This window comes from Ensifer canadensis (assembly GCF_017488845.2).
Taxonomy (GTDB): Bacteria; Pseudomonadota; Alphaproteobacteria; order Rhizobiales; family Rhizobiaceae; genus Ensifer; species Ensifer canadensis.
Genome location: NZ_CP083370.1, coordinates 3,525,223 through 3,551,586 on the forward strand (window position 1 = coordinate 3,525,223; position 26,364 = coordinate 3,551,586).

Here is a 26,364-nt window from a genome sequence, read left to right on the forward strand (position 1 = left end):
CTCCGTCCGCTCAGAGCTCCCGCAGGACCGGCGCCGCCTTCTGACCCAGCACACGCCAGGTGCCGGCAAGCCCGATGCCAACAGTCATCACCAGCGCAATGACGACCGTGGCAACCGCAACATCCGGCAGGAAACTCGACGGCAGCTTCATGATCCGGCTGACGACGTACCAGGCGGAGACGCCGCCCGCAAACAGCGCAAAGACCGCGGTTGCAAGGCCAAGGATGATGTATTCGTAGCTGAAGGCACGGATCAGCGTGGCGCGCGTGGCGCCCAGCGTCTTCAGCACCACCGCATCGTGGATGCGCGCCCGATTGCCGGCAGCAAGCGCGCCGGCCAGCACCAGGACGGAGGCGACGAGCGCGACGGCGGCGGCAGCACGGATCGCCGTTGCCAGCTGCCCGAGAAGCGCGTTCACAATGTCGAGAGCATCCTTTACCCGCACGCTGGTGATCGTCGGATAGGCGTTGGTCACGGCTTTCAGCACCGTCGCCTCCTCCTCCGGCGTCGCGCCGGGATCGATCACCGTTGCGAGCCACGCATGCGGAGCGCCGGCAAAGGTGTTGGGCGAGAATACCATCACGAAGTTGATCGACAGCGATTCCCATTCGACATTGCGGAAGTTGGCGATCTTGGCGGTGATGTTGCGGCCAAGCACGTTGACCGTCACCATGTCGCCGATCTTCAATCCGAGCTCGCGCGCCTCTTCCGCCGAAAACGACACCAGCGGCTCGCCGCTATGGTCGGGCGCCCACCAGCTGCCTTCTGCAAGCGTCGAATTCTCCGGCTTGTTCTTGGCATAGGTGATGCCGCGGTCGCCGCGCAGCACCCACTGGCCACTCGGCGGGACGTTGCGACTGTTCACGTCCTCGCCGTTGAAGGCGACGATACGGCCGCGCAGCATCGGCACTTCGATGACCTTGCCATCAGGCATCGATCCGTTGAGCAGCGCGCGGAACCCCTCGATTTCGCTTCCCTGGATATCGACGAAGAAGAAATTGGGCGCCCGCTCGGCCATGCTGCCGGTCAGTTCGCGCCGAAGATTGCCGTCGATCAACGCAAGCGTGACGAGAAGCGCAAGACCGAGGCCGAGCGACAGCACCACCGAAGGCGTGAGCGCGCCCGGTCGATGGATGTTGCCGATCGCCAGCCGTAACGACGGCGAGTTGACGCGCGGGCTACGGCGCGCAAGCCATGAGATCAGCAGCGAGACGAGACGCAGAACGATGAAGGCGAAGGCGATCGCGCCGAGGAACACGAGCGAGATGTAGCGGTCATAGGCGGTCCAGATGGCAAGTCCTGCAAGCGCGCCCAGGCAGGCGAACGCGCCGACCAGATAGGGCCATGCGGGAAAGCCCGAGGGGTCGAAGCCCTGCTGGCGAAAGAGCGCTGTCGCCGGGATGCCGCGTGCGCGGCCGAGCGGAAGGATGGCGAACGCAAGCGCCGTCAACACGCCGAACAGGGCGGCGATGCCGAGCGCACCGGGATAGAGCCTGAACTCCGTCGAAATCGGTAGCAGATCGGCAAGAAACTGTGCGGCGACGAAGGGAATGAGCGCACCGAGAACAAGCCCTATGGCGATGCCGATCAGAGCGATCAGGAGGATCTGCGACAGATAGATCATCGCCACCAGCGAGGCAGGCGCACCCAGGCACTTGAAGGTGGCTATGACGCTGCGCTTCTGGTCGAGATAGGCGCGCACGGCATTGGCGACACCAACGCCGCCGACGATCAGGGCCGTCAACCCGACAAGCGTCAGGAACTGCGAAAAACGGGTGATATTGGCGGTCAGCGACGGGGCCGCGTTGGAGCTGGTGCGGATCGACCAGCCGGCCGACGGAAAGCGCGTCTCGGCGTCGCCGCGGACCGCGTCGACCCGGGTCGGATCGCTCACCTTCACCTTGTAGCCGTATTCGACAAGACTTCCCGTCTGCACGAGACCCGATGCGTTGAGCGTTTCATCCGAAACCATCAGGCGCGGTGCGAAGCCGAATCCGTCGGAGAGCGCATCCGGCTCGCGCACGATCTTGCCTGAAATCTTGATGCGGGCATTGCCCAGCAGGATTTCATCACCGACGGAAATGCCGAGGCGATCAAGCAACAGCGGTGCGGCCACCGCACCGAACACGTCGCCCTGCCGCGCCAGCAGACTGCCAAGCGGCTGATCCGGTTGGCTTTCCAGCTTGCCATAGAGCGGATAGGCTGCATCGACGGCTTTCAACTCGACGAGTGCCTGGTTCGATCCATCGGGCAAACGCGCCATGGAGCGAAGGCCCGCTGAAACCGAGACGGGTCCGAGCCCGTCGAGGAACGCGCGCTCCTCTGTCGTTGCCACCCGGTTGTTGAGCTCGAAGCGGATGTCGCCGGCAAGCAGCTCGCGCCCCTGGGACGCGATCGTCGCGGTGATCGATTGCGACAGCGAGTTGACGCCGGCGATCGCCGCCGTGCCAAGCGCGATGCAGGCGAGGAAGATATAGAACCCCTTGAGGCCGCCGCGCATTTCGCGCAACGCCAGCCGCAGGGCGAGCAGTGGGCGCAGTCGGATCGCGAGGGCCTCGCTCATGCGGATGCCGCTTCCTGGCGCTGCGTTTCGACGACCGGTTCGAACGCGCCACTGGAAATGATCTCGCCGGAGCGCACCCGCACCTGCCGCGAGCAACGGGCCGCGAGCGCTGCGTCATGGGTGACCAGCACCAGTGTCATGCCCCGGTCACGCTGTTCGGCGAAAAGCAGATCGGCGATCTGCCGGCCCGTCTCGTCATCGAGATTGCCGGTCGGCTCATCGGCGATCAGCAGCTTCGGCGACGGCGCGAGTGCACGGGCGATCGCCACGCGCTGCTGCTCGCCGCCGGAAAGCTGGCCGGGATAGTGGCTCAAGCGCTCGCCGAGGCCGACGGCCACAAGCTCCTTGCGCGCGATCTCGAAGGCGCCGGGAACATTGGCGAGTTCGAGCGGCACGGCAACGTTTTCGAGGGCTGTCATGTTGGGGATGAGGTGGAAGGATTGGAAGACGATGCCGATGTTGCGCCCGCGGAAGTCGGCGACCCTGTCCTCGTTCAGCCGGTGCAGCGGCGTGCCGTCGATAATGATTTCGCCGCGGTCCAGCCGTTCAAGGCCAGCCAGCACCATCAGCAGCGTCGACTTGCCCGAACCGGAAGGCCCGACGATGCCGACGGACTCGCCGGCGTCGATTGTCAGGCTCATGCCTTTCAGCACATGCACCGAGGCCGCGGCTTCGCCGAGGGTGAGGTCGGCATTTTTGAGCTCGATGATGGTACTGGCCAAGCGAAACAATCCTATATGAAACGGAAAGGGAATAAGAAAACAGCACCCGCGATTTAGGAACAGACCCATGGCATTAAAAGGATTTCAACGGTTTTTCTTGGGGCTCGCAATGACAATTGCGTTATCGGCGGCAGCACGGGCCGAAACGATCAGCCTCGTCGGCTTCGGCGACAGCCTGATGGCGGGTTATCAGCTGCCTCCCGAGGATGCCTTCCCGGCCCGGCTTGAAAAGGCGTTGAAGCAAAAGGGCCTCGATGTCACGGTGGCGAACGCCGGCGTTTCTGGCGACACCAGCTCAGGCGGCCTTGCGCGCATCGACTGGTCGATACCCGACGGCACCAAGGGTGTCATCCTGGAGCTTGGCGCCAACGACGCGTTGCGCGGCATTCCGCCGGAAGAAACCCGCAAGAACATCGAGGCGATGATTTCACGATTGAAGGAGCGCGGCATCGCCGTGCTGCTCGCCGGCATGATGGCGCCGCCGAACATGGGTGCCGACTATGCCGCCCGGTTCAATCCGATCTATCCGGAACTCGCAGAGAAATACGGGCTGCAGCTCTACCCCTTCTTCCTCGACGGCGTTGTCACCGACGCAGCACTCAAGCTTGAGGACGGCATGCACCCGAACGGCAACGGCGTCGGCACGATGGTCGATAAGGCGCTGCCCGTGGTCGAACGTTTCATTGCAACATTGTCAAAGGCGGAGTGAACAAATCATCCACAGTTAAGAGAGTGTTAATATTCGCAAGCGTCAAATAGTAGTTGCCTGCAGACTCGATGCGTGATTCGCTGAGACATCTGCAAGAGATTCGGGGAGCTCGCCATGCCGAGACTATTCACCGCCCTCGAAATTCCGCGCAATGTTGCGATGAGTCTTTCATTGCTGCGCGGAGGTCTTCCCGGAGCTCGCTGGATCGATGTGGAGAACTACCACATCACCTTGCGCTTCATTGGTGACGTCGACTGGCGCACCGCAGACGAGATCATCGACAAGCTTGACCGGATCGAAAGACCGGAATTCCAGCTGCAACTGACCGGCACCGGCGCCTTCGGCTCGAAGAAGCCACACTCGGTCTGGGCTGGGGTCAGCAATCACCCGGAAATGTACGCGCTGCAGGCCGAAATCGAGCGCATCTGCCAGAGGCTGCGGCTGCCGGCCGACCCGCGCAAGTTCACGCCGCATGTCACGCTTGCAAGGCTGCGCTCCAGCCGCGTCGAGGATGTGGTCGAATATCTCTCCGGACGCGGCAACTTCATGGCCTCACCCTTCACCGTCTCACGTTTCGTGCTTTTGTCGTCGCGCGATTCCGTCGGCGGCGGCCCCTACCTCACCGAAGAGGTGTTTCCGCTTCACGAAGTCCGCTCTTCGAGCCTTTCCAGCAACGACGAGCATCCGGCCTCCAACATCTGGTAAAGGCGTTTGAACGCTTCGGGACCGTCATAATAGGGATCAGGAACGTCCTGGTCCCGCCCCGAAGCGTAGCTCAGAAACAGATCGATCCTGTCTTCAAGCCCCGCCGGCGCGAGCTGGCGAAGCGTCTTGACGTTCTCCCCATCCATGCCGAGGATCAGGTCGAACGCCGCAAAGTCGGCCTTTGAAACCTTGCGCCCGCGAAGGCCGGAAATGTCGATGCCGTGCCGGCGCGCCGCCTCGATCGACCGGCGGTCCGGTGGATCGCCGATATGCCACCCACCCGTACCGGCAGAATCGACAGAAATCTGTGACGCCAGACCCTTTTGCGCCGCGAGCTCGCGCAGCACGCCTTCAGCCAGAGGTGACCGGCAGATATTGCCGAGACAAACAAAAAGAATTCGGACCGGTTTCATGCTATCCCTTTCAAGGAGATAAGAGGCCAGCCGACTTATACGCGGCGGCACAGCCTTGGAACAGACGCGGTGAAAGGGAGGAACGGATGAGGCCGGAGAAACTCGACGAGGCGGCAATCGCCGAGCATTTGCACAAGATGGAAGGGTGGGTGCGCGCCGAAGACGGCGCCTCCATCTGGAAAGCTTTTCGCTTCAAGAATTTCGTCGAGGCTTTCGGCTTCATGACGGAGATGGCGATCGTTGCCGAAAAGCTCGATCATCACCCGGAATGGTTCAACGTCTACAACCGCGTCGACGTGACGCTCACGACGCACGACGCCAGCGGCCTCACCGAACTGGACTTCAAGCTGGCTGCCAGAATGGACAAGGCTGCGGCCGGCCGCATGCCCGACCATTTGAAATAGATTTTGAAATGGATCTGGCACTTCCCATATTGTTGAGCGTTGCAACATCGGAAGCGAGGCGATGGACGACGTAAAGATTGGTGAAATTCTCCTGCCCGGCGAAGAATCCGAACAGGAGCGCAGGGAAAAGCGCGTCAAGCGACGCTTCTGGCCGACCTTTCGCCGCGCCGCCCGGCAGATACCGTTCAGCCGGGAACTCGTGGCTGCCTATTATTGCGCGATCGACCCGAAGACGCCGACGCGCACGCGCGGCATCCTGCTGGCGGCACTGGCCTATTTCGTGCTGCCGCTCGACTTCCTTCCCGATGTGCTCGCCGTCGTCGGATTTTCCGATGATGTCGCGGTTCTGACTGCCGCCTTTGCCGCCATCAGCGGGCAAATCAAGGAAGCCCACTACCTCAAGGCCGACGAGACGCTGGCCGACAATCCCGAGGAATGACCGCGGAAAATGCGGTCCGTCCGTGTGTCCGCCGTATTCCTGCCCAAAAGTCAAACTCTTGCCCAATTCTTTGTGGCATAGACATTTTGGAACGACACGCATCGAAACGTCTTGGTTGAGACGCGCGTTGTTTGGAATGGCATGGGGCAGGAAACGATCCGGAAGAGCTGTTCGAGGCGCCGAACACTCGACGCCGGAAGAGCGCTCCAAAAAATTGACGGACGGCAGATCTGCGGATGCTGGAGCGAAGGCGACAAATGCTTCGTTTCGGGGCTGAAACCAGCGGATTTTGGCCCTCGTTGACGGTTTGGTAACCTGAATTAAGTCACAACAATTGAAATCATGACTACGCGTCGCCCGTCTGACCTGTTTCGGGTGATCGAAAAGCAAGAAAAGCGGCAGGACCTCATGTTTGTAAGAAAGATCGCAACCGCAATCGCACTCGTTCTGGCAACCGCCAGCATGGCTGCCGCCCAGTCTCCGACGCGCATCCAGCAGTTCAACGCCTGGGGCGCCTATTCCTACAATTCCGGCGGCGGCAAGGTCTGCTATGTCCTGTCGGTTCCGAAGGAAAAGAGCCCGGCCGGCGTCGACCACGGCGACATCTTCTTCCTCGTTTCCCAGCGCCCCGGCCAGAACATCAGCTACGAGCCGCAGGCCATGATGGGCTACCCGCTGCAGGAGAACTCGAAGGTCAACGTCGTCATCGACGGCCGCACCTTCGTGATGTTCACCAAGGGCAACTCTGCCTGGGTCGAGAACGCCGCTGAAGAGCCGGCGCTCGTTGCCGCGATGAAGACCGGCAAGGCGATGTCGGTCAACGCCAAGTCGCGCAAGGGCACCACGACCACCTACGCCTATTCGCTGTCGGGCATCTCGGCTGCACTGAAGCAGATCGAAGCCTGCAAGTAGGCTCTCGCCACTTTGGCAGAACACAAGGCCGGCGCCTGACGCCGGCCTTTTTGCATTCAGGATTGACGCCTGCGCGTGACTCTTGAGCAAAACAATGCTACAGCCCCGGCAAATTAAGAGCCCCCGCGCCCTATTGGCCGCGCTTGAAGGCTCGACCGATTTCAATTCGAGCATCAGGACAATCTCCGGACCCTTCTCCGGACGGGCGTTTTCTGTACGACAGGACACCAGAGCATGGCAGCCACTGAAATCTTGAACCGGGTGGATACCGTCAAGGCACCGCAGGCGCGCATCGCACCGCAGGCCGAGAAGCCTTCGCTGATCGGGCTGTTGCGCGAGGACATGGCCAAGGCCCTGGTCGAAAAAGGTATTCCCGAGCGTCAGGTGAAGATGCGCGTCAGCCAGCTCTGGCACTGGCTCTACGTGCGCGGTGTTTCCGACTTCGACGAGATGCTGAACGTCTCGAAGGACATGCGCGAGATGCTGAAGCAGCATTTCACCATCGCCCGGCCGGAGATCGTCGAGGAGCAGACCTCGGGCGACGGCACCCGCAAGTGGCTGCTGCGCTTTCCCGCCCGCGGCGCCGGCCGCCCGGTCGAGATCGAAACGGTCTACATCCCCGAAGAGGGCCGCGGCACGCTCTGCATCTCCAGCCAGGTCGGCTGCACGCTCACCTGTTCCTTCTGTCACACCGGCACGCAGAAGCTGGTGCGCAACCTGACGGCCGAGGAAATCCTGGCGCAGCTGCTGCTCGCGCGCGACCGGCTCGGCGACTTCCCGGAGCGCGACACGCCCCAGGGCGCGATCGTGCCGGCGGAAGGCCGCAAGATCACCAACATCGTCATGATGGGCATGGGCGAGCCGCTCTACAATTTCGAGGAGGTCAAGACCGCCCTGTTGATCGCCTCCGACGGCGAGGGCCTGTCGCTCTCCAAGCGCCGCATCACGCTTTCGACCTCCGGCATCGTGCCCGAGATCTATAGGACCGGCGACGAGATCGGTGTCATGCTGGCGATCTCGCTGCATGCGGTGCGCGACGACCTGCGCGACATGCTAGTGCCGATCAACAAGAAATATCCGCTGAAGGAACTGATGGATGCCTGTCGCGCCTATCCGGGCCTGTCGAACGCGCGCCGCATCACCTTCGAATATGTGATGCTCAAGGACGTCAACGACAGCCTCGAGGACGCCAAGGAACTGGTGAAGCTCTTGAAGGGCGTGCCGGCGAAGATCAACCTCATTCCGTTCAACCCTTGGCCGGGCACCAACTACCAGTGTTCCGAGTGGGAGCAGATCGAGAAATTCGCCGATTTCATCAACCAGGCGGGCTACGCCTCGCCGATCCGCACGCCGCGCGGCCGCGACATCCTGGCCGCCTGCGGCCAGCTGAAGTCCGAATCCGAGCGCATGCGCAAGGTCGACCGGCTCGCCTTCGAAGCAATGATGATTGCCAATCACGGCGAGGACTGAGCCATCAGGTGGGTGCGGCGCGGTTTTCCGCCCGCATTTCACCTTTCACGACTCAAAGACGATCGCAACGCCCTCGGATTGTGTCGATCCGCACCATCTCAACCGCAGGCATGTCGTGATCGATGAAGAACTTTGATGGGTGATGCAGTTCCTATCGATTGATTTCATGTCACCGGTTTCCTAAGAAAGCGGGCAATCAATCTAGGAGGACACCCATGCGCTCACTTCTCGTCGCCCTTGCCGCCACGGTGGCATTTACCCTGCCCGCACGCGCCGATGAGGTGACCGTCGCCGTAACCGCGATCGTCGAACACCCGGCTCTCGATGCCGCACGCGACGGTGTGAAGGACGCGCTGGCCGCAGCCGGCTACAAGGAGGGCGAAAACCTCAAGTTCCTCTACGAGTCCGCCCAAGGCAACCCGGCGACCGCAGCACAGATCGCCCGCCAGTTCGCCGGTGAAGCGCCTAATGTCATCGTTCCGATCTCGACCCCGTCGGCCCAGGCCGTCGTTTCCTCGACGCGCGATATTCCGGTGGTCTTCACCGCCGTGTCCGACCCGATCGGCGCACAACTGGTCAAGGACATGGACAAGCCGGGCGGCAACGTCACCGGTCTTTCCGACATGTCGCCGGTCGCCGAGCACGTCGCGCTGATCAAGGAAATCCTGCCGAACGCCAAGTCGATCGGCTACCTCTACAACTCCGGCGAAGCCAACTCCGTGTCGCTTCTGGCAGTCTTGAAGACGGAAGCCGAAAAGGCCGGCCTGACCGTGGTCGAATCCGCGGCAACGAAGTCGGCCGAAGTCCAGGGTGCGGCCCGCGCACTCGTCGGCCGCGCCGACGTGATCTACGTTCCGACCGATAACACGATCATCTCCGCGCTCGAAGGTGCGATCGCCGTGGCTGAGGAAGCCAAGTTGCCGCTCCTCACCGCTGACACGGATTCGGTCGCGCGCGGCTCGCTCGCGGCTCTCGGCTTCAACTACTACGATGTCGGCAAGCAGACCGGCGAAATCGTCGTTCGCATCCTCAAGGGCGAAAACCCGGGTGATATCGCCGTCAAGGTTGCCGCCGGTTCCGACCTGGTGATCAACAAGAAGGCCGCTGAAAAGATGGGCGTCACCCTTCCGGAAAGTGTCGTCAAGCGCGCTACACGCGTTGTCGAATAAGGCTTTGAGCCTTTTCAGGTTCAAGTTTATTGCGTTTTGGCCGCCCTCGTTCCATACGAGGGCGGTTCGTTATTGGAGCACGGCGTTTCCCTCGGGGCACGCAAGATGCGCTCTGACAGTTTGAAGCTGCGCCGACGCCGGATCTCTGGACGTCATGGCCAACCGGAGACGCCGCGCTGATAGAACAAGCTTAAGGCGCGCGGCAAAAAAAGAGGGTCGGGGGTTTGAGTCAAATCGCTTTCTGGGGAGCCGTCGAACTGGGGCTGGTCTACGCCTTTGTCGCCGTCGGCGTCTTTCTCGCATTCCGGGTTCTCGACTTCCCTGACCTGACGGTCGACGGTTCGTTCCCGCTCGGCGCCGCGGTGACCGCGGTGCTGATCATCGCCGGCGTCAACCCGTGGATCGCGGCCTGTGTCGCCATGGTGGCGGGTGCCGCCGCCGGCATCGTCACGGCGATGCTCAACGTGCGCTTCAAGATCCTCAATCTGCTGGCCTCGATCCTGACGATGATCGCGCTGTTCTCGGTCAATCTGCGCGTGATGGGCAAACCCAACGTCGCGCTGATCAACGCCGACACCATGCTCTCGCCGTTCTTTGGCCTGGGGCTTCGTGATTTCTACGTTCGCCCGCTGTTCATCGGCATCCTGGTGCTCGTTGCCGTCATCGTCGTCTGGCGCTTCCTCGAAAGCGATGCGGGTCTTGCGATGCGGGCAACCGGCGCCAATGCGCGCATGGCCCGTGCGCAAGGGGTCGACACCAACCGGCAGATCTATCTCGGTATGGCGATCTCGAACGCGCTCGTTGCCTTCGGCGGCGCGCTCTTTGCCCAGACCAACGGCTTTGCCGACGTCACTTCCGGGGTCGGTACCATCGTCGTCGGCCTTGCAGCCGTCATTATCGGCGAGACGCTGCTCGGCGCCCGCGGCATCCTGATCGCGCTGATCGGCTGCGTGCTCGGCTCGATCCTCTATCGCATCGCCATCCAGCTGGCGCTGTCGACCGACATGCTCGGCTTGCAGGCCTCCGATCTCAATTTCGTGACCGCCGTGCTCGTCACCTTCGCCCTCATCCTTCCCCGACTTCGTCGCGGAGGTGCGGCATGATCAGCGTCAAGAACATCCAGGTCGTCTTCGGCAAGGGAACGCCGCTGCAGAAGCAGGCGCTGAACGGCGTCGACCTCACAATCGAGCAGGGCTCCTTCGTCACCGTCATCGGCTCCAATGGCGCCGGCAAATCGACGTTGCTCGGCGTTCTCGCCGGCGACGTGCTGCCGAGTGCGGGCCAGGTGACGATCGGCAAGACCGATGTGACCCGCAAGGGCACCGCCGCTCGCGCCGGCCTTGTCGCCCGCGTGTTTCAGGATCCGCTGACCGGTAGCTGCGGTGCGCTTTCGATCGAAGAGAACCTGGCGCTCGCCGCCAAGCGCGGCGAGAAGCGTGGCCTGATGGCAGCGCTCGGGCCGAAGCGCCGCGAACATTTCCGCGAGCGCATCGCCGAGCTTAATCTCGGCCTCGAAAACCGCATGGGCGACCGCATGGACCTGCTTTCGGGCGGCCAGCGCCAGGCGGTCTCGCTGGTCATGGCGACACTTGCCGGCTCCGAAGTGCTGCTGCTCGACGAACATACCGCCGCCCTTGATCCCGGGATGGCCGAGTTCGTTATGAACCTCACCCAGAAGATCGTTTCCGAGCGCAGGCTGACGACGATGATGGTTACCCACTCGATGCGCCAGGCGCTCGACTATGGCCATCGCACCGTCATGCTGCATGGCGGCGAGATCGTGCTCGACGTTGCCGGCGACAGCCGCAAGGAATTGCAGGTCGAGGACCTCATCGCCATGTTCCGCCGCATCCGCGGCCAGACGCTCGACGACGACGCGCTGCTCATCGGCTGACCCCGTCGCTTACGGGGCGATCAGAGCTTGCCCCTCATCTGCCTGCCGGCATCTTCTCCCCGTAAAGACGGGGAGAAGAGACAAGTGGCAATCTCTCAGCCGTTCTCCGGCAAACGGCGTGAAGTGCCATCTACCGTTTCACACGTCTCCCCATGCTGCTCCGGCGATCGCCGTTGCCGCCGAACGATGCAGCACGTGCTCTTCTCCCCACATGCGGGGAGAAGATGCCGGCAGGCAGATGAGGGGCGAAACCCTCCGAAGACGCCCTATCGCGCCGTCGTCATGAAGATCTTCACCGCAAAGACAGGGAAGACGCCGGCAAAACTGTAGTCGAGCGCCCGCATGAACCCCTTGTTGCGCTGCAGCCAGGAGGACAGCCAGTCGGCGGTAAATACCACCAGCATGTTTACAGGCATGCCGATGACGATGAACATCGCGCCGAGGAACAGAAGCTTGCCCGTCACCGATGCATCGTTGGCGCTGACGAACTGCGGCAGGAAAGTCATGAAAAAGATGATGACCTTGGGGTTGAGCAGGTTTACCCAGAAGCCCGACGAGACGTTGGAAAGAGCCGTACCGCCGGAACCTTCGACGGTCTTGACCGAAAGCGTCGATCCGTGGCGGATCGCCTGAACCGCAAGCCAGAGCAGATAGGCGGCACCTCCGGTCTTCAGCACCATGAACGCAGCAGGCGAGGCCGTGATCAGCGCCGAGATGCCGAAGGCGACCAGTAGGGTGTGAACGACGATGCCGAAGCTCGTCCCGAGCACCACGAATAGGGCGGCCTTCTTGCCTTGCGACAGCGCGCGGCTGATCGAAAGCGTCATGTCCGGCCCCGGCGTTGCCGCAAGCAGCAGCGTGGCGGCAGCAAAGCCGAACAGCGTGGGCAGGCTGGGAAGGAAGTCCATGTGCGCGATTCCTGGAACACTCGGTGACCTCGTCTATTCCGGAGCGTCGGCTTTTGCCAGCGGATTTGGGTGTCGCAGCGTTCTTCCGCTTGTATCCAGGCGTGTTCCGGATAAAGTGCCGCAGAATTTCCAAGGCGGCACGCCGCCCTCTTCCAAGACCAGACGGACGGAAACCATGGCATCGCATAAAGACGTGAAAAAGGTCGTTCTCGCCTATTCGGGCGGTCTCGACACCTCGATCATCCTGAAGTGGCTGCAGACCGAACTCGGCGCCGAAGTTGTGACGTTTACGGCAGACCTCGGCCAGGGCGAAGAACTGGAGCCGGCGCGCAAGAAGGCCGAGATGCTCGGCATCAAGGAAATCTACATCGAGGATGTGCGCGAAGAGTTCGTGCGCGATTTCGTCTTCCCGATGTTTCGCGCCAACGCCGTCTATGAGGGCGTCTACCTGCTCGGCACCTCCATCGCGCGTCCGCTGATTTCCAAACACCTGATCGACATCGCCAAGAAGACCGGCGCTGACGCGATCGCCCACGGCGCCACCGGCAAGGGCAACGACCAGGTTCGCTTCGAGCTGTCGGCATACGCGCTCAACCCCGACATCAAGATCATCGCTCCATGGCGCGACTGGTCGTTCAAGAGCCGCACCGACCTGCTCGAATTCGCCGAGAAGCACCAGATCCCGGTCGCCAAGGACAAGAAGGGCGAGGCTCCCTTCTCTGTCGACGCCAACCTCTTGCACTCCTCCTCCGAGGGCAAGGTTCTGGAAGATCCGTCGCAGGAAGCCCCGGAATACGTGCACATGCGCACGATCTCGCCGGAAGCGGCTCCCGACAAGGCAACCGTCATCAAGGTCGGTTTCGAGCGCGGCGACGCCGTCTCGATCAACGGCGTGCGCCTTTCGCCGGCAAACCTGCTGGCAAAGCTCAACGACTACGGCCGCGACAATGGCATCGGCCGGCTCGACCTCGTCGAAAACCGCTTCGTCGGCATGAAGTCGCGCGGCGTCTACGAGACCCCCGGCGGCACCATCCTGCTGTCGGCACACCGCGCGATCGAATCGATCACGCTCGACCGTGGCGCCGCCCACCTCAAGGACGAGCTGATGCCGCGCTACGCCGAGCTGATCTATTACGGCTTCTGGTTCTCGCCGGAGCGCGAGATGCTGCAGGCGGCGATCGACAGGAGCCAGGAGCATGTCGAAGGCGAAGTGACGCTGAAGCTCTACAAGGGCAATGTCATGGTCACCGGCCGCGAAAGCCCGAAGTCGCTCTATTCCGACAAGCTGGTCACCTTCGAAGACGACCAGGGCGCCTACGACCAGAAGGATGCTGCCGGCTTCATCAAGCTGAATGCGCTGCGCCTGCGCACGCTGGCTGCACGCAACCGTTAAAAGCGGCAAGCACCTGACAAGAAAAAGCCTCCGCGACCCGGGTCGCGGAGGCTTTTTCGTTTCGTCTTATTCAGCCGCTTCCGGCAGGGGCTGCGTGCCATCGACTGGCGCCGCCAATGGCGTCAGGCGAACGGTGCGGCGATACCAGAGATAGCTGAACACGCAGAGAAGGCCGAAGCTCGGAATGATCGTGCCGAGCGCCAGCACCGGCACGCCGACAACGGCCGCCAAGGCGCCGCCGAGAAGGCCGGCGCCCATCTGGATGAAGCCCATCATCGCCGACGCCGTACCGGCGATATGCGGGAAAGGCGCCATGGCCGCCGTCATCATGTAGGGCATGACGAAGGCGATGCCGAAGGCGTAGACGCCGACCGGCGCCATCACCGCCAGGAAGCTCGGTTCGAGCGCGTGCATGGTGTAGGCGAGCGCCACACTGCCGAGCGCGATGAAACAAAGACCGACCGGCACCAGCGCCTGCGGCGTGAACCGCCGCATTAACAGCCGCACCGTGACCGTGCCCGAGAAGAAGAAACCGGATTGCATCAGCATGCCGACGCCGAATTCGGTCGGCGTCAGCCCGACCGTGCCGATCAGGACGAAGGGCAGCATCGTCGCTTGGGCGTAGAGCGCGCCGACGGCGCCGGCAATCACCAGGGTCGAGGAGACGAAGCGGGTATCTGTCAGAAGCTCGCGATAGGCGGCAAGGATCGGCCGCAGATGGCCCTTGGCCGGATCGGGCGTCGCGGTTTCGGCCATGAAGAACTGCACGCAAACGCAGGCCATCAGCGCAAAGCCGACCATCAGGAAGAAGATAGACTGCCAGCCGAAGAGGCCAAGCGCCAGGCCGCCGAGCGTCGGCGACACCGCCGGCCCGATGGCCAGCATCATGCCGATCATGTTCATGATCCGCGCCGCCTGAAGGCCGGTGAACTGGTCGCGCACGATGGCGCGCGCAACCGTCATGCCGACGGAGGCGCCGATGCCCTGCACCAGGCGCCCGGCGAGCAGGACCGCGACCGATGGGGCAAAGGCTGCCATCAGGCTGCCGGCGAGGTAGATGGTCATGAAGATCAGCGTCGTGCGCCGGCGGCCGATGACGTCGGAGAGCGTGCCCGAAACCAGCTGTGCGAAGGCGAAGCCTGCGAAGTAGAGCGACAGCGTCATCTTGATCGCCGCCTCGCTGGAGGAGAAGGCGCGGACCAGTTCGGGCATTGCCGGTGTATAGAGCGCCATGGAAACGGGGCCGAGCGCGACAAGGAAGGCGCCGATGATGCTGGTGCGCCGTTCGCTCATGCGGCGCGTCATGGCTTTGCACCCTTCTCCTTGCCGGCGACGCACGGATCGAGGCCGCGCAAATTTTCGCGCAGGATACGCAGGTTGGCGCAGAGCATGTCGCGCGTCGCCTCGTCGAGCCCTTCCGTATAGGCATTCATCATCTCGCGCAGCCCCGCCATCAGCTCGGCGAGCAGCGGATCGGCCTTGTCGGTGATGACGACGTTCTTGGCGCGGCGGTCGGCCGGGTCGGGCAGACGGGCAACCAGCTCCATCGCCTCCAGCCGGTCGAGATAGGCCGACAGCGTCATCGGCTCGATGCCCATGCGCGTGGCGATTTCCGCCTGCTTGATGCCCTCGGTCAGCGCCACCTGGATCAGCGTGCGCGCTTCACCGGGCGTGATGCCGAGATCCATGGCGTTGACCTTGCGGTCAAAAGCGCCACGCAGAAGGCGGGAGACATCGGTCAGCAACATGCCGATGGTTTCGGATTCGAGTTTTGTCGGCATCAGGATCGTTCACGAGAGATATAATAAGTTTTCCTTATCATACCCCTTGCCAACTTTCAACGCGGGAGCGGCGAGGCTCAGCCCTCGAGCTCCTCGCGCAGCATCTCCAGTTCCAGCCATTCCTCTTCCATGCGGGCGAGATCGCCGCGAAGCTTTTCCAGCTCCTTCGCCAGTTTCGCAAACGTATTCGGGTCCTTGGCAAAGAGGTTGGGGTCGGCCATCCGCTCCTCGCGCTTGGCTGCCTCCGCCTCCGCCTTGGCGATTTCCTTCGGCAGGTTTTCGAGTGCAAACTTCTGCTTGTAGGAGAGCTTGCCCTTGGCCTTCGGTGCCTCGGCTGCGGGGGCAGCGGCATCGGCCACCTTGGCCTTTTCCGCCTTCTCCGTCTTGCGCCGCTCTTCGATCGCGCCCTTGCGCTGCGCCATCATGTCGGTGTAGCCGCCGGCATATTCGATCCAGCGGCCGTCAGGCGCTTCGGGATTGGCCGGCGCGATGGTCGAGCTCACGGTGCGGTCGAGGAAGTCGCGGTCGTGGCTGACGAGGATGACGGTTCCGGCAAAGCCGGCGACGACCTCCTGAAGCAAGTCCAGCGTCTCGATGTCGAGATCGTTGGTCGGCTCGTCGAGGATCAGCAGGTTGGTGGCGCGGGCGAGAATGCGTGCCAGCATCAGCCGGGCGCGCTCACCGCCCGACAGTTCGCGGATCGGGGTGCGCGCCTGCTCCGGCTGGAACAGGAAGTCCTTCATGTAGCCGGTGACATGGCGCTGCTCGCCGTTGACAATCAGGCTCTCGCCCCGGCCGTCGGTCAGGTAGTGGGCCAGCGTATCGTCGAGGTTGAGATCCTCGCGCTTCTGGTCGAGCGTCGCCATCTCAAGATTGGTGCCGAGTTTCACCGTGCCGGTATCCGGCTCGATCTGCCCGGTCAGCATCTTCAAAAGCGTCGTCTTGCCGGCACCGTTCGGGCCGACAAGGCCGATCCGGTCGCCACGGTGCACGCGAATGGAAAACGGCGCAACGATCGTCCGCTCGCCGTAAGCCTTGGTGATCTTCTCCGCCTCGATCACCAGCTTGCCCGATTCCTTGGCGTCGGAAGCCGCCGCCTGAACGGAGCCCTGCGGCCCCTTGTGGCCGCGATGGCGCGAGCGCATGTCCTGCAATTCGCCGAGACGACGCATGTTGCGCTTGCGCCGGGCGGTAACGCCGTAGCGCAGCCAATGCTCCTCGCGCTCGATCGCCTTGCCGAGCTTGTGCTGCTCCAGCTCTTCCGCCTCCAGCACCTCGTCGCGCCAGGCCTCGAAATGGCCGAAGCCGCGGTCGAGCCGGCGGGATTGGCCGCGATCGAGCCAGACCGTCGCGTTCGAGACCTTTTCGAGGAAGCGCCGGTCGTGCGAGATCAGCACCAGGGCCGAACGGCTGCGGGTCAGCTCGTCTTCGAGCCATTCGATCGTCGGCAGATCGAGATGGTTGGTCGGCTCGTCGAGCAGCAGGATATCCGGCTCCGGCGCCATCACCCGGGCAAGCGCTGCGCGGCGCGCCTCGCCGCCGGAAAGGCGTGCCGGGTCTTCTTCGCCGGTCAGACCCAGGTGCTGCAGTAGGTAAGCGACGCGATACGGGTCGTCGCTTGGGCCAAGGCCCGACTCGGCATAGGCCTGCACCGTGTCGTAGCCTTCGAAATCCGGTGCCTGGGGCAGGTAGCGAACGGTCGAGGACGGATGGCGGAAGACCTCGCCCGATTGCGCTTCGGCAAGACCGGCGGCGATCTTCATCAGCGTCGATTTGCCGGAACCGTTGCGCCCGACAAGGCAGATGCGATCCCCCGGCTCCACCTGCAGGTTGGCGCCGGCCAGAAGCGGCGTGCCACCGAAGGTCAGGAAGATATCGTCGAGTTTCAGAATGGGAGGCGCCAAGGCTCAGGCTCCGGAAAGGTCATAGGGGCGGGCGAGAACGATCGCCCGGCCGGTGTCGAGGGAAATGCGAAGGGGACCCTCCGCGACATTGGAAACGGTGCGCGAAGACCCGAACGGCAACGTGAAATCGGTGAGCGGATAACGCGCGTTGACGATCGTAAGCCCGATGAGATCGGTCAGTCCGAGGATCGAGAATAGGCTGCCCTTCGGCAGATCGATTTCGATCTCGCCTGCAAGCAGCGGATAGGCCTCCTCCTCACCCGAGGTCATGAACACCGGCAACCCACGTTCGGCCAGCGAAGCAGCCTGAAGCAGGTGCAGGAAGGCATGGTCGCTGCGTGATCCTCCGAGCGCGCCGGCAAAGATCAAGGCTTCGGCGCCACGCGACAGCGCCGCCTCGACAGCGATTTCGCCATCGGTCGCAGCCTTGGCGGCGGGATAGGGCTCGCGCGGGACATCGGCAAATTCCGCGAGCAGCGCCTCCTCGGTCGAATCGAAATCGCCCACCCAGACGTCGGGGGTCACGGATAGCACCCGCGCATGCCGCATGCCGCCATCGGCCGCAACGAAGCGGCTGCCTGCGAGCTGGCGCGCAAGGCGATCGGTCGGGGTCAGTGCACCGCCGAGCAGAATGGTGAAGGTGGATCGGGCCATGGCAAAGCCCATAGCGCAAAGGCACGGGCAAGGAAAAGCAAGAAAACCGAACAAGGGCGCGATCCGGCGATTTTGCGTCCTCGTTGTCAGTGATCTTCGGGCAAGGTATCGGGAAACAGCATCTCCGCATAGATCCCGGGGTTGGAATCGGGGATCTCGATGGCGCCGACCGTGCGTCGGTAGAATTCGGCCGGGCCGACGCCGCCGATGATGGCGTAACCGTAGCCTGCGTCACGCATCGCCGTCAGGCTCACGCGCAAGAGCGCCTCGCCGATCCCCGTCCGCGCATGGCCTCGTCGACGCCCGTCGGCCCGAAGAAACCGAGCGCTGTGACATCGTGGCAGGCAAAGCCGACGATCCGGTCCTCGAACACCGCGATGTGCATGCACGTCGGCGTCGATCTGAAGGCCACCTCCGCCTCGCCCGCCCAGCCGGAGCCAAATGTCTGCTCGATCCAGGGAACAACAAGCTTCGTTCGGGTGCCATTGCGCGGTGAATGCCGATACCGTCAGCAAGCGGTGATCTCGCTTGTGCCGGCAGTGCATAAAGGCGAACGAGCATGTCAGTCATCGCAGGCTCCTTCGGCGTCTGCAAACTCTGCCGACGATTTTACCCCATGCGCCGCGGCGCGAAAATGCGGGGCGGGCGCTTTTGCCGTCCTCAAACTTCGCTTGCCATCAAACCGGCTCGGCGGTAAATCTCTACCCGCTCTAACGGGGTGCCTTCCGACCGCATGGCGGCCGAAGGCTGAGAGGCGTTGAACGCCAACCCGCGGAACCTGATCCGGCTCATACCGGCGGAGGGATTAGACGCGATCGGATCGATACGCCCTTTTCCCATGCAACATCATTTTTAGGGAGAGGTGCCTGCCATGTCCAATTCATCGCAACTCAAGGTTCTTAGCCGGCTAGCGCTTGCCGCGACGGCAGGACTTGTCTTCGCGGCCAATGCCGTTGCTGCCGACAAGACGCTGACCGTCTACACCTATGAAAGCTTCATCACCGAATGGGGGCCGGGTGCCAAGGTCGCCGAAGCTTTCGAGAAGACCTGCGAATGCAAGGTCACCTATGTCGGCGTCGCCGATGGCGTCGAGCTTCTGACCCGCCTCAAGCTCGAAGGCGCGGCCTCCAAGGCCGACATCGTGCTCGGCCTCGATACAAACCTCGTCGCCGAGGCCAAGGCCACCGGCTTCTTCGCGCCGCACGGCATCGAGCCTGCCAACGTCAAGGTACCCGGCGACTTCACCGACGACACCTTCCTTCCCTATGACTACGGCCATTTCGCCGTCGTCTACGACACCCAGACCTTGAAGACGCCGCCGAAGAGCCTGAAGGAACTGGTCGAAGGCGACGCCTCTCAGAAGATCGTCATCGAGGATCCGCGCACCTCGACGCCGGGCCTCGGTCTGCTTCTCTGGGTCAAGGCCGTCTATGGCGACGAAGCCGGCGCCGCCTGGGCCAAGCTCAAGGACAGGGTACTGACCGTAACGCCGGGCTGGTCGGAAGCCTATGGCCTCTTCACCAAGGGCGAAGCGCCGATGGTGCTTTCCTACACCACGTCGCCCGCCTACCACATGGTGGCGGAAAACACCGACCGCTACCAGGCGGCCGAATTCTCGGAAGGTCACTACATCCAGATCGAAGTTGCCGGCATGACCAAGAGCGCCAAGGAGCCGGAGCTTGCCAAGCAGTTTCTCGCCTTCATGACCGGCCCGGAGTTCCAGTCGATCATTCCGACGACCAACTGGATGATGCCGGTCGCGGCGACCAAGGAGCCGCTGCCGGAGGCTTTTAGCAAGCTGGTCAATCCGGAGAAGACTTTCCTGCTGCCGTCGGAAGAGGTGGCGGCGAACCGCAAGGCCTGGATCGACGAATGGCTGGCCGCCATTAGCAAGAACTGAGGCGCATTTGTTCGCGCCTGCCGAAAATCGCATCACGATGACCGCCGGGACTTTAAGTCTCGGCGGTATCCTGCTGTTTGTCGGCCTGGCGATTGCAGCCCTTTTGCTCCAGAGCGGTGACTTCGGCAACAGCGTGCTGTTCGATGCCTATATCTGGCGGGTAACGCGCTTCACCTTGCTGCAGGCGAGCCTTTCGACGCTGCTTTCCGTTGTTCTTGCCATCCCGATCGCACGGGCGCTTGCGCGCCGGCCGAGCTTTCCCGGCCGCGTCTGGGTTCTGCGGGTGATGGCCCTGCCGCTCGGCCTGCCCGTGCTTGTCGGCGCGCTCGGGCTGATCGAGATCTGGGGCCGGCAGGGCGCGCTCAACACCGCCCTCGCCGGCCTCGGGCTGCAGCAGCCGATCAGCATCTACGGCCTTTTCGGCATCCTGCTCGCCCACGTCTTCTTCAACATGCCGCTTATCGCACGTCTCTTTCTCGCCGGGCTCGAGCGCATCCCTTCGGAATACTGGAGAACCGCCGCCAATCTCGGCATGCCGCCAGCCGCACTCTTCCGCTTTGTCGAGTGGCCGGTCCTTCGGGGATTGCTGCCAGGTGCTGCCGGCCTCGTCTTCATGCTCTGCGCCACCAGCTTCACGCTGGTGCTGACGCTCGGCGGCGGGCCTGCCGCCAGCACCATCGAGGTCGCGATCTACCAGGCGCTGCGCTTCGATTTCGACCCGCCGCGGGCGATCGCCCTGTCCGCCCTACAGATCGTCATGACCGGAGCCCTGCTCCTGGCTCTAACGCGTGTCGCGACCGAACCTGCACAAAGCGCAACCGCGGGCAAAATCTCCAGACGCTATGATGCAGGAACCGGCCTCTCCCGGACGTCCGACGCCGGCTGGATCCTGTTCTCGCTGCTCTTCATCGGCGCACCGCTGATCGCCGTCGTCGGTTCCGGCCTGCGTGCGGATCTGGTGAAGCTTGCCGGCGACCCGACCGTGCATCGTGCTCTCGTCACCAGCATTGTCATCGCCGTCCTCTCGGCATTCTTTTGCGTCACCATGGCCGCCGCGATGATCCGCGCCGCCGGCATCGTCGTGGCGCGTCGCCACGCCCCGACCTTGGCCAGGGCATTTGCGGGCACTGTCACCGCCAGCACGTCGCTGGTGCTACTGGTGCCGCCGGTCGTGCTCGGTGCGGGATGGTTTCTGCTCCTGCGCCCCTTCGGCGATGTCGCCCGTTTCGCCCCCGCCATCGTCGTCGCCATCAACGCATTGATGGCGCTGCCGTTCGTGCACCGGATCCTGGCACCGGCGATGGCAACACATGCCGCACGCACCGACCGACTGACAGCAAGCCTCGGCATCCGCGGCTTCCATCGCCTGCGATGGATCGACTTGCCGCCGCTCCGGAAACCGTTGCTGATGGCGTTCTCCTTCGCCATGGCGCTGTCGCTCGGCGACCTTGGTGCAGTGGCGCTGTTCGGTTCGCAGGACATGGTCACGCTTCCATGGCTGCTCTACAGCCGGATGGGCAGCTATCGCACCGCGGATGCAGCCGGTCTGGCGCTCTTCCTCGGCCTCATCTGCCTGATCTTCACCATGCTCGGCACGGCCGGCGACAGGCGAGTGCCGGAAGGACGAAACGCATGAATTCCCAGGCGGCGGTAGAACTTGTTGGCGTCGACGTTCGTTACGACACCACCGCACTGCACTTCGATTGCGCCATTCAGCCAGGTGGCATCGTCGCAGTTGCCGGGGCCTCCGGGTCGGGAAAGTCGACCCTCTTTCATGTCATCGCCGGTTTCGAGGAGCCGGACCGGGGCGAGGTTCGCATTCTCGGCAAGACGATGTCGGGACAGGCGCCGGCAGAACGACCCGTCTCCGTGATCTTTCAGGACAACAACCTGTTTGCACATCTCGACGTCGCGACCAATGTCGGCTTCGGCATCAGCCCCTCGCTTCGCCTGTCGGTCGCTGATCGCGCACGGATAGACGATGCCCTCGGCCGCGTCGGGCTCGACAGCTTCGGCAAGCGCCTGCCGCCGACGCTGTCCGGCGGCGAACGACAGCGTGTGGCGTTGGCGCGCGCCTTGGTGCGACATCGCCCGCTGCTGCTGCTGGATGAGCCTTTTGCCGCTCTCGATCCCGGCATGAGGGCCGGTATGCGGGCACTGCTGCAGGACCTGCATGATCAGGAAAACAACACGATCCTGATGATCACGCACCATCCCGATGACGTGAGGGCGCTGGCCGATAGCGTGCTTTTTCTGGACCAGGGGCGTATCATCGCCCATGACCCGGTCGAGCGCTTTCTCGAACGGCGCGATATGGCGTCCATCAACCGCTTTCTCGGCAACGCGTGATGCGACGTGGAATCTTGGAGCATTTCCAGGAAAAGTGCGAAGCGGTTTTCCGTCAGGAAATGCGTGGAAACAGGCAGATAGAGCGTTTCCGCGACGTCGTCTAAACCGGAAATGCTCTAGCGCGCGTGGTACTCCGCCACAATTTGACCGCCGCGCCATGCGACGCGCGGATTGTCCGGCCGGAGCGTCACGAATATTCGCGTATCCGTTGCCGTGATACCACGGGGCAACTATTTCTACCGGGGTAAACTAGGCAGGTGGCGCTGAAATCAGATACAGCAAGACCAGGGCTGGAATACTCTTCCCGGATCGGACGTATCCGGCTGAAAAAGTAAGACTTTCAACGCCGCCCGAGTCCCTGTTGTGGGGTGGCGTTGGACGGGAAACGGGCTGAGGCATGGAAAGTCATACAGTCAGAAACGACCGGTTCCCGCCCAAGCGCGGAGGCCTCCGGACACGTGCTGTGGTTGCATTGCTTGCGACGACGCTGCTTTCCGCCTGCCAGTCGGTGATCGAGCAGACCTACGAGCCGACCGTATCGCCGTCCTCCAATCCGCAGATCGTCGACGAAGTCCAGAAGAACGACCCCCGTGCCCAGCTCGGCGCGCGCGAACACCCGCGCATCGTCGCGAGCTACGGCGGGGAGTACAAGGACGCAAAGACGGAGCGGCTGGTCGCCCGCATCGCCGGCGCCCTGACGGCCGTCTCGGAAAACCCGCAGCAGTCCTACCGCATCACCATTCTCAATTCCCCGGCGATCAACGCCTTTGCGCTGCCCGGCGGCTATCTCTATGTCACCCGCGGCCTGCTTGCGCTTGCCAATGACGCGTCCGAGGTTGCGGCCGTGCTGTCGCATGAAATGGCGCACGTCACCGCCAACCATGGCATCGAGCGCCAGCAGCGCGAAGAGGCGGAAGTCATCGCCAGCCGCGTCGTCTCCGAGGTGCTGTCCTCGGATCTCGCCGGCAAGCAGGCACTGGCGCGCGGCAAGCTGCGTCTGGCCGCCTTCTCCCGCAACCAGGAGCTCCAGGCTGACGTCATCGGCGTGCGCATGCTGGGCGAGGCCGGTTACGACCCCTATGCGGCGGCACGCTTCCTCGATTCCATGGCCGCCTACAGCCGCTTCTCCGCGGTCGATCCGGAAGCAGACCAGAGCCTCGACTTCCTATCGAGCCACCCGAATGCCCCGCAGCGCGTCGATCTCGCGCGCCGGCACGCGCGCGCGTTTGGCGCCGAGGGCACCAGCGGCGACCGCGGGCGCGACTATTATCTCGCCGGCATCGACGGCCTGCTCTATGGCGACAGCCCGCAGGAAGGCTATGTCCGCGGCCAGACCTTCATGCATGGCCAGCTCGGCATTCGTTTCGACGTGCCGACCGGCTTCCAGATCGACAACAAGGCAGAAGCGGTCCTGGCAACCGGCCCCGGCGACGTGGCGATCCGTTTCGACGGCATCGCCGATACGGCCCGCAAGAGCCTGACGGATTACATCGCCAGCGGCTGGGTGACCGGCCTGCAGCCCGATACCATCCGTCCGATCAGCGTCAACGGTCTTGAGGCCGCAACGGCCCGCGCGTCTGCCGATCGCTGGGACTTCGACGTCACGGTCGTGCGCATCGACAACCGCATCTACCGCTTCCTGACTGCCGTTCCAAAAGGGTCGCGCGCGCTGGAGCCGACGGCAAACCAGCTGCGCGCAACGTTCCGCAAGATGACGCCGGCCGAAGCACAGTCGCTGAAGCCGCTGCGCATCCGCGTCGCCGTGGTCAAGCCCGGAGAGACGATCGCCATGCTGTCGGCCCGGATGATGGGTACCGACCGCAAGCTCGATCTGTTCCGGCTGATCAACGCCATGCAGGTGACCTCGACCATCAAGCCGGGCGACCGGGTGAAGATCATTTCCGAATAAACGCCAACGGCGCCGCACCATTCAGTCCGACGCCGTCTTATGTCTTCGTGTCAAAGATGCGAAATCGCTTGCCGTGCCCGACGCGCGTTTGACGCGTTGAGGTTTCCGGCGCGAACGTGCAACTGCGTCATCACGTGTTCACCCGTCCTATGGACGGGATGGCCACCCACTGCATGTTTCCTTAAATCCTATTCGATTTAAGGATAAAAACATGCAGCAATTCAAAGTGCTACAGCGACCTTAGCGCGTCTAATAAGACGCGCGGCGCTGTAGGCACGTCTCCCGAAAATGCTTCAGTGCACGACCGATGTCAGCGCCGGAGCCTTGGTTGCCAGCGCCGCCCTGAGCTTTTCAAGCGCCCGCGTCTCGATCTGGCGGACCCGCTCCTTGGAGATGCCGAGGTCGAGCCCGAGCTCCTCCAGCGTTGCGCCTTCCTCTGACAGACGTCGTGCGCGGATGATCCGCATCTCGCGCTCGGTCAGCGCACCCATGGCGTCGTGCAGCCAGATGCGGGCACGCTCGCCGTCGATCATGTCGCTCACCTGTTCGTCAGGCAGCGGCGCGTCGCTTGCGAGAAAGTCGAGGCGCTCTCCCCCATCGGAATCCGCCCCACCGACCGGTGCCTGCAGCGAGGTGTCGCTGCCGGAAAGGCGGGCATCCATGGTCTGGACGTCGGCAATGCTGACCCCGAGTGCGGCGGCAATTTCCTCATGCATAGCCTGCGATGTGAGCTGACGATCGCCTTGGGCAAGCCGCGCGCGCAGCCGGCGAAGATTGAAGAACAGCGCCTTCTGCGCCGAACTGGTGCCGCCACGAACGATCGACCAATTGCGCAGAACGTAGTCCTGCATCGAGGCACGGATCCACCAGGTCGCGTAGGTCGAGAAGCGCACTTCACGGCTGGGCTCGAAGCGCGCGGCGGCTTCGAGCAGGCCTATATGCCCCTCCTGAACGAGATCGCCCATCGGCAGGCCGAAATTGCGGAATTTTGCCGCCATGGAAATGACCAGCCGCATATGCGACATGGCGATCTTGTTGCGGGCGTCCTGATCGTGATCGTTTCGCCAGGCCGTGGCCAGGGCGTGTTCTTCTTCACGCTCGAGATAAGGCGCCTCCATCGCAATCTTGATCATGCGCCTGTCTGCTGTGAGAGTCCTCATCGATCGCTCCATGGCGGGCGCCTGGACGCCGCTAACGGGTGAAGTCCAAGGGCCGGACGGAAGGACCCGACCGACGCCGACGGCGGCTGGTGCGACGACACCGAAGCTTGAAGAACCGGTGCAGCGCCCTACTTCCAAACTACGAAGCTGAATTCTGACAGAAGATCAGAGCACCCAGATCGCCCCGGCAGGAAGGCGGCGCATCCCTGCCGGCTTTGATAAATGCGCGCCGGCGAGAAAAGTTCCCTCGCCCCGACGAAAAAGCTGCAAACGAAAAAGCCCGGCGCGATGGCCGGGCTTTGTCTTGTCGTGATGGTATGGGACTGGCGCTCTTTAAGCTGCCTCGTCCTGGGCGTCGTCTTCTTCGATCGCCTTGCCGCGCTTCGGACCCTTGTTAAGATTGGCTTCGACCAGGCGAACAGCCTCGGTCTCGGACATCTTGTTCACGGCCGCGATTTCGCGCGCCATGCGGTCGAGGGCAGCTTCATAGAGCTGGCGTTCGGAATAGGACTGCTCCGGCTGGTTTTCTGCGCGGTAGAGGTCGCGCACGACTTCTGCGATCGAGATCAGATCGCCGGAATTGATCTTGGCATCGTATTCCTGTGCGCGGCGCGACCACATGGTCCGCTTGACGCGAGCCTTGCCCTGCACAACCTTCAACGCGCGATCGACGAAATCGGTCTCCGAGAGCTTGCGCATGCCGATGCTGACGGCCTTGGCGACCGGCACCTTCAGGCGCATCTTGTCCTTTTCGAAATCGATGACAAAAAGCTCAAGCTTCATGCCGGCAACTTCCTGCTCCTCGATAGCGACGATCTGTCCGACGCCATGGGCCGGATAGACAATCGATTCACCGGTCTTGAAGCCGTGGCGTGTCGAAGATTTTTTCTGCTGGGTCGTCATTCGTTTCAAAAACTCCCTGTTTCGCACCCGGCCATTCTTGGCCGGGGCCGGGTCAGTGAGGCCCGGGATAGACGGGGATACCGCCGGGTGGGTCCATCCTGGT

General features: G+C 63.0%; 24 protein-coding genes, 1 pseudogene and 1 riboswitch. Of the genes and pseudogenes, 14 read left to right on the forward strand and 11 right to left on the reverse strand.

Annotation, left to right across the window (positions count from 1 at the left end):
• Nucleotides 1–10: 10 nt before the first annotated feature.
• Nucleotides 11–2,563 carry an ABC transporter permease gene (locus J3R84_RS17170; RefSeq protein ID WP_203528732.1) on the reverse strand — a complete coding sequence of 851 codons (2,553 nt, stop codon included), beginning with the start codon at nucleotides 2,561–2,563 and terminating at the stop codon, nucleotides 11–13.
• On the reverse strand, nucleotides 2,560–3,285 hold the full coding sequence (locus J3R84_RS17175) for an ABC transporter ATP-binding protein (RefSeq protein WP_025425194.1): 726 nt from the start codon (nucleotides 3,283–3,285) through the stop codon (nucleotides 2,560–2,562). The genes J3R84_RS17170 and J3R84_RS17175 overlap by 4 nt, the downstream gene beginning before the upstream one ends.
• Nucleotides 3,286–3,352: 67 nt before the next feature.
• Between J3R84_RS17175 and J3R84_RS17180 the strand changes: the two genes are divergently transcribed.
• Complete coding sequence (locus J3R84_RS17180; protein ID WP_025425195.1) at nucleotides 3,353–3,994, forward strand: arylesterase; 642 nt, start codon at nucleotides 3,353–3,355, stop codon at nucleotides 3,992–3,994.
• 114 nt (nucleotides 3,995–4,108) lie between these two features.
• Nucleotides 4,109–4,699: an RNA 2',3'-cyclic phosphodiesterase gene (gene thpR, locus J3R84_RS17185; RefSeq protein ID WP_025425196.1), complete on the forward strand. Its 591-nt coding sequence runs from the start codon at nucleotides 4,109–4,111 to the stop codon at nucleotides 4,697–4,699.
• Here thpR and J3R84_RS17190 read toward each other — a convergent pair.
• Nucleotides 4,636–5,112: a low molecular weight protein-tyrosine-phosphatase gene (locus J3R84_RS17190; protein WP_025425197.1), complete on the reverse strand. Its 477-nt coding sequence runs from the start codon at nucleotides 5,110–5,112 to the stop codon at nucleotides 4,636–4,638. The genes thpR and J3R84_RS17190 overlap by 64 nt on opposite strands.
• 86 nt (nucleotides 5,113–5,198) lie before the next feature.
• On the opposite strand from J3R84_RS17190, the gene J3R84_RS17195 reads away from it, so the two are divergent.
• The 7 genes from J3R84_RS17195 to J3R84_RS17225 all read left to right on the forward strand — a co-directional run bounded on the left by J3R84_RS17195 (nucleotide 5,199) and on the right by J3R84_RS17225 (nucleotide 11,400).
• Nucleotides 5,199–5,516 carry a 4a-hydroxytetrahydrobiopterin dehydratase gene (locus J3R84_RS17195; protein ID WP_025425198.1) on the forward strand — a complete coding sequence of 106 codons (318 nt, stop codon included), beginning with the start codon at nucleotides 5,199–5,201 and terminating at the stop codon, nucleotides 5,514–5,516.
• Nucleotides 5,517–5,577: 61 nt separating this feature from the next.
• Nucleotides 5,578–5,955, forward strand: a complete 378-nt coding sequence (locus J3R84_RS17200; RefSeq protein ID WP_025425199.1) for a YkvA family protein — start codon at nucleotides 5,578–5,580, stop codon at nucleotides 5,953–5,955.
• Between the two features lie 408 nt (nucleotides 5,956–6,363).
• Nucleotides 6,364–6,867, forward strand: a complete 504-nt coding sequence (locus tag J3R84_RS17205; RefSeq protein WP_025425200.1) for an invasion associated locus B family protein — start codon at nucleotides 6,364–6,366, stop codon at nucleotides 6,865–6,867.
• Between the two features lie 234 nt (nucleotides 6,868–7,101).
• Nucleotides 7,102–8,337: a dual-specificity RNA methyltransferase RlmN gene (gene rlmN / locus J3R84_RS17210; RefSeq protein ID WP_025425201.1), complete on the forward strand. Its 1,236-nt coding sequence runs from the start codon at nucleotides 7,102–7,104 to the stop codon at nucleotides 8,335–8,337.
• Nucleotides 8,338–8,552: 215 nt separating this feature from the next.
• On the forward strand, nucleotides 8,553–9,506 hold the full coding sequence (locus J3R84_RS17215; protein WP_025425202.1) for an ABC transporter substrate-binding protein: 954 nt from the start codon (nucleotides 8,553–8,555) through the stop codon (nucleotides 9,504–9,506).
• Nucleotides 9,507–9,730: 224 nt separating this feature from the next.
• On the forward strand, nucleotides 9,731–10,609 hold the full coding sequence (locus J3R84_RS17220) for an ABC transporter permease (RefSeq protein WP_025425203.1): 879 nt from the start codon (nucleotides 9,731–9,733) through the stop codon (nucleotides 10,607–10,609).
• Nucleotides 10,606–11,400 carry an ABC transporter ATP-binding protein gene (locus tag J3R84_RS17225; RefSeq protein WP_025425204.1) on the forward strand — a complete coding sequence of 265 codons (795 nt, stop codon included), beginning with the start codon at nucleotides 10,606–10,608 and terminating at the stop codon, nucleotides 11,398–11,400. Before J3R84_RS17220 ends, J3R84_RS17225 begins: the two co-directional genes overlap by 4 nt.
• A gap of 266 nt (nucleotides 11,401–11,666) precedes the next feature.
• Here the strand turns inward: J3R84_RS17225 and J3R84_RS17230 are convergent, their stop codons facing one another.
• On the reverse strand, nucleotides 11,667–12,308 hold the full coding sequence (locus tag J3R84_RS17230; RefSeq protein ID WP_025425205.1) for a LysE family translocator: 642 nt from the start codon (nucleotides 12,306–12,308) through the stop codon (nucleotides 11,667–11,669).
• A gap of 175 nt (nucleotides 12,309–12,483) precedes the next feature.
• Here J3R84_RS17230 and J3R84_RS17235 point away from each other — a divergent pair, with 175 nt between their 5' ends.
• Complete coding sequence (locus J3R84_RS17235) at nucleotides 12,484–13,701, forward strand: argininosuccinate synthase (protein WP_025425206.1); 1,218 nt, start codon at nucleotides 12,484–12,486, stop codon at nucleotides 13,699–13,701.
• 66 nt (nucleotides 13,702–13,767) lie between these two features.
• Here the strand turns inward: J3R84_RS17235 and J3R84_RS17240 are convergent, their stop codons facing one another.
• The 5 genes and pseudogenes from J3R84_RS17240 to J3R84_RS17260 form a co-directional block, all read right to left on the reverse strand.
• Entirely contained in the window at nucleotides 13,768–15,006 is a 1,239-nt protein-coding gene (locus J3R84_RS17240; protein WP_025425207.1) for a multidrug effflux MFS transporter, read from the reverse strand.
• The gene (locus J3R84_RS17245) at nucleotides 15,003–15,482 is read right to left on the reverse strand and encodes a MarR family winged helix-turn-helix transcriptional regulator (protein WP_025425208.1); all 480 of its coding nucleotides are present in this window, start codon (nucleotides 15,480–15,482) and stop codon (nucleotides 15,003–15,005) included. Before J3R84_RS17245 ends, J3R84_RS17240 begins: the two co-directional genes overlap by 4 nt.
• Before the next feature lie 77 nt (nucleotides 15,483–15,559).
• Complete coding sequence (locus J3R84_RS17250) at nucleotides 15,560–17,386, reverse strand: ABC-F family ATP-binding cassette domain-containing protein (protein WP_025425209.1); 1,827 nt, start codon at nucleotides 17,384–17,386, stop codon at nucleotides 15,560–15,562.
• A gap of 3 nt (nucleotides 17,387–17,389) precedes the next feature.
• On the reverse strand, nucleotides 17,390–18,040 hold the full coding sequence (locus tag J3R84_RS17255; RefSeq protein WP_025425210.1) for a thiamine diphosphokinase: 651 nt from the start codon (nucleotides 18,038–18,040) through the stop codon (nucleotides 17,390–17,392).
• 86 nt (nucleotides 18,041–18,126) lie between these two features.
• Nucleotides 18,127–18,610: pseudogene (locus tag J3R84_RS17260) on the reverse strand (GNAT family N-acetyltransferase).
• Between the two features lie 134 nt (nucleotides 18,611–18,744).
• A riboswitch (TPP riboswitch) is annotated at nucleotides 18,745–18,862 on the forward strand.
• Nucleotides 18,863–18,911: 49 nt separating this feature from the next.
• Between J3R84_RS17260 and thiB the strand changes: the two are divergent.
• The 4 genes from thiB to J3R84_RS17280 all read left to right on the forward strand — a co-directional run bounded on the left by thiB (nucleotide 18,912) and on the right by J3R84_RS17280 (nucleotide 24,198).
• Entirely contained in the window at nucleotides 18,912–19,940 is a 1,029-nt protein-coding gene (thiB, locus tag J3R84_RS17265) for a thiamine ABC transporter substrate binding subunit (RefSeq protein ID WP_025425211.1), read from the forward strand.
• A 31-nt stretch (nucleotides 19,941–19,971) separates the two neighbouring features.
• Complete coding sequence (gene thiP / locus J3R84_RS17270) at nucleotides 19,972–21,576, forward strand: thiamine/thiamine pyrophosphate ABC transporter permease ThiP (RefSeq protein WP_025425212.1); 1,605 nt, start codon at nucleotides 19,972–19,974, stop codon at nucleotides 21,574–21,576.
• A complete protein-coding gene (locus J3R84_RS17275) occupies nucleotides 21,573–22,289 on the forward strand; it encodes a thiamine ABC transporter ATP-binding protein (protein WP_025425213.1) in 717 nt (238 codons plus the stop codon). Before thiP ends, J3R84_RS17275 begins: the two co-directional genes overlap by 4 nt.
• A gap of 397 nt (nucleotides 22,290–22,686) precedes the next feature.
• Nucleotides 22,687–24,198 (forward strand): M48 family metalloprotease, encoded by a 1,512-nt coding sequence (locus tag J3R84_RS17280; RefSeq protein WP_025425214.1) that lies wholly within the window; start codon nucleotides 22,687–22,689, stop codon nucleotides 24,196–24,198.
• Between the two features lie 293 nt (nucleotides 24,199–24,491).
• Here J3R84_RS17280 and J3R84_RS17285 read toward each other — a convergent pair whose 3' ends face one another.
• Nucleotides 24,492–25,358: an RNA polymerase factor sigma-32 gene (locus J3R84_RS17285; RefSeq protein ID WP_025425215.1), complete on the reverse strand. Its 867-nt coding sequence runs from the start codon at nucleotides 25,356–25,358 to the stop codon at nucleotides 24,492–24,494.
• 333 nt (nucleotides 25,359–25,691) lie between these two features.
• Nucleotides 25,692–26,261, reverse strand: a complete 570-nt coding sequence (locus J3R84_RS17290) for a CarD family transcriptional regulator (protein WP_025425216.1) — start codon at nucleotides 26,259–26,261, stop codon at nucleotides 25,692–25,694.
• Nucleotides 26,262–26,364 lie beyond the last annotated feature (103 nt).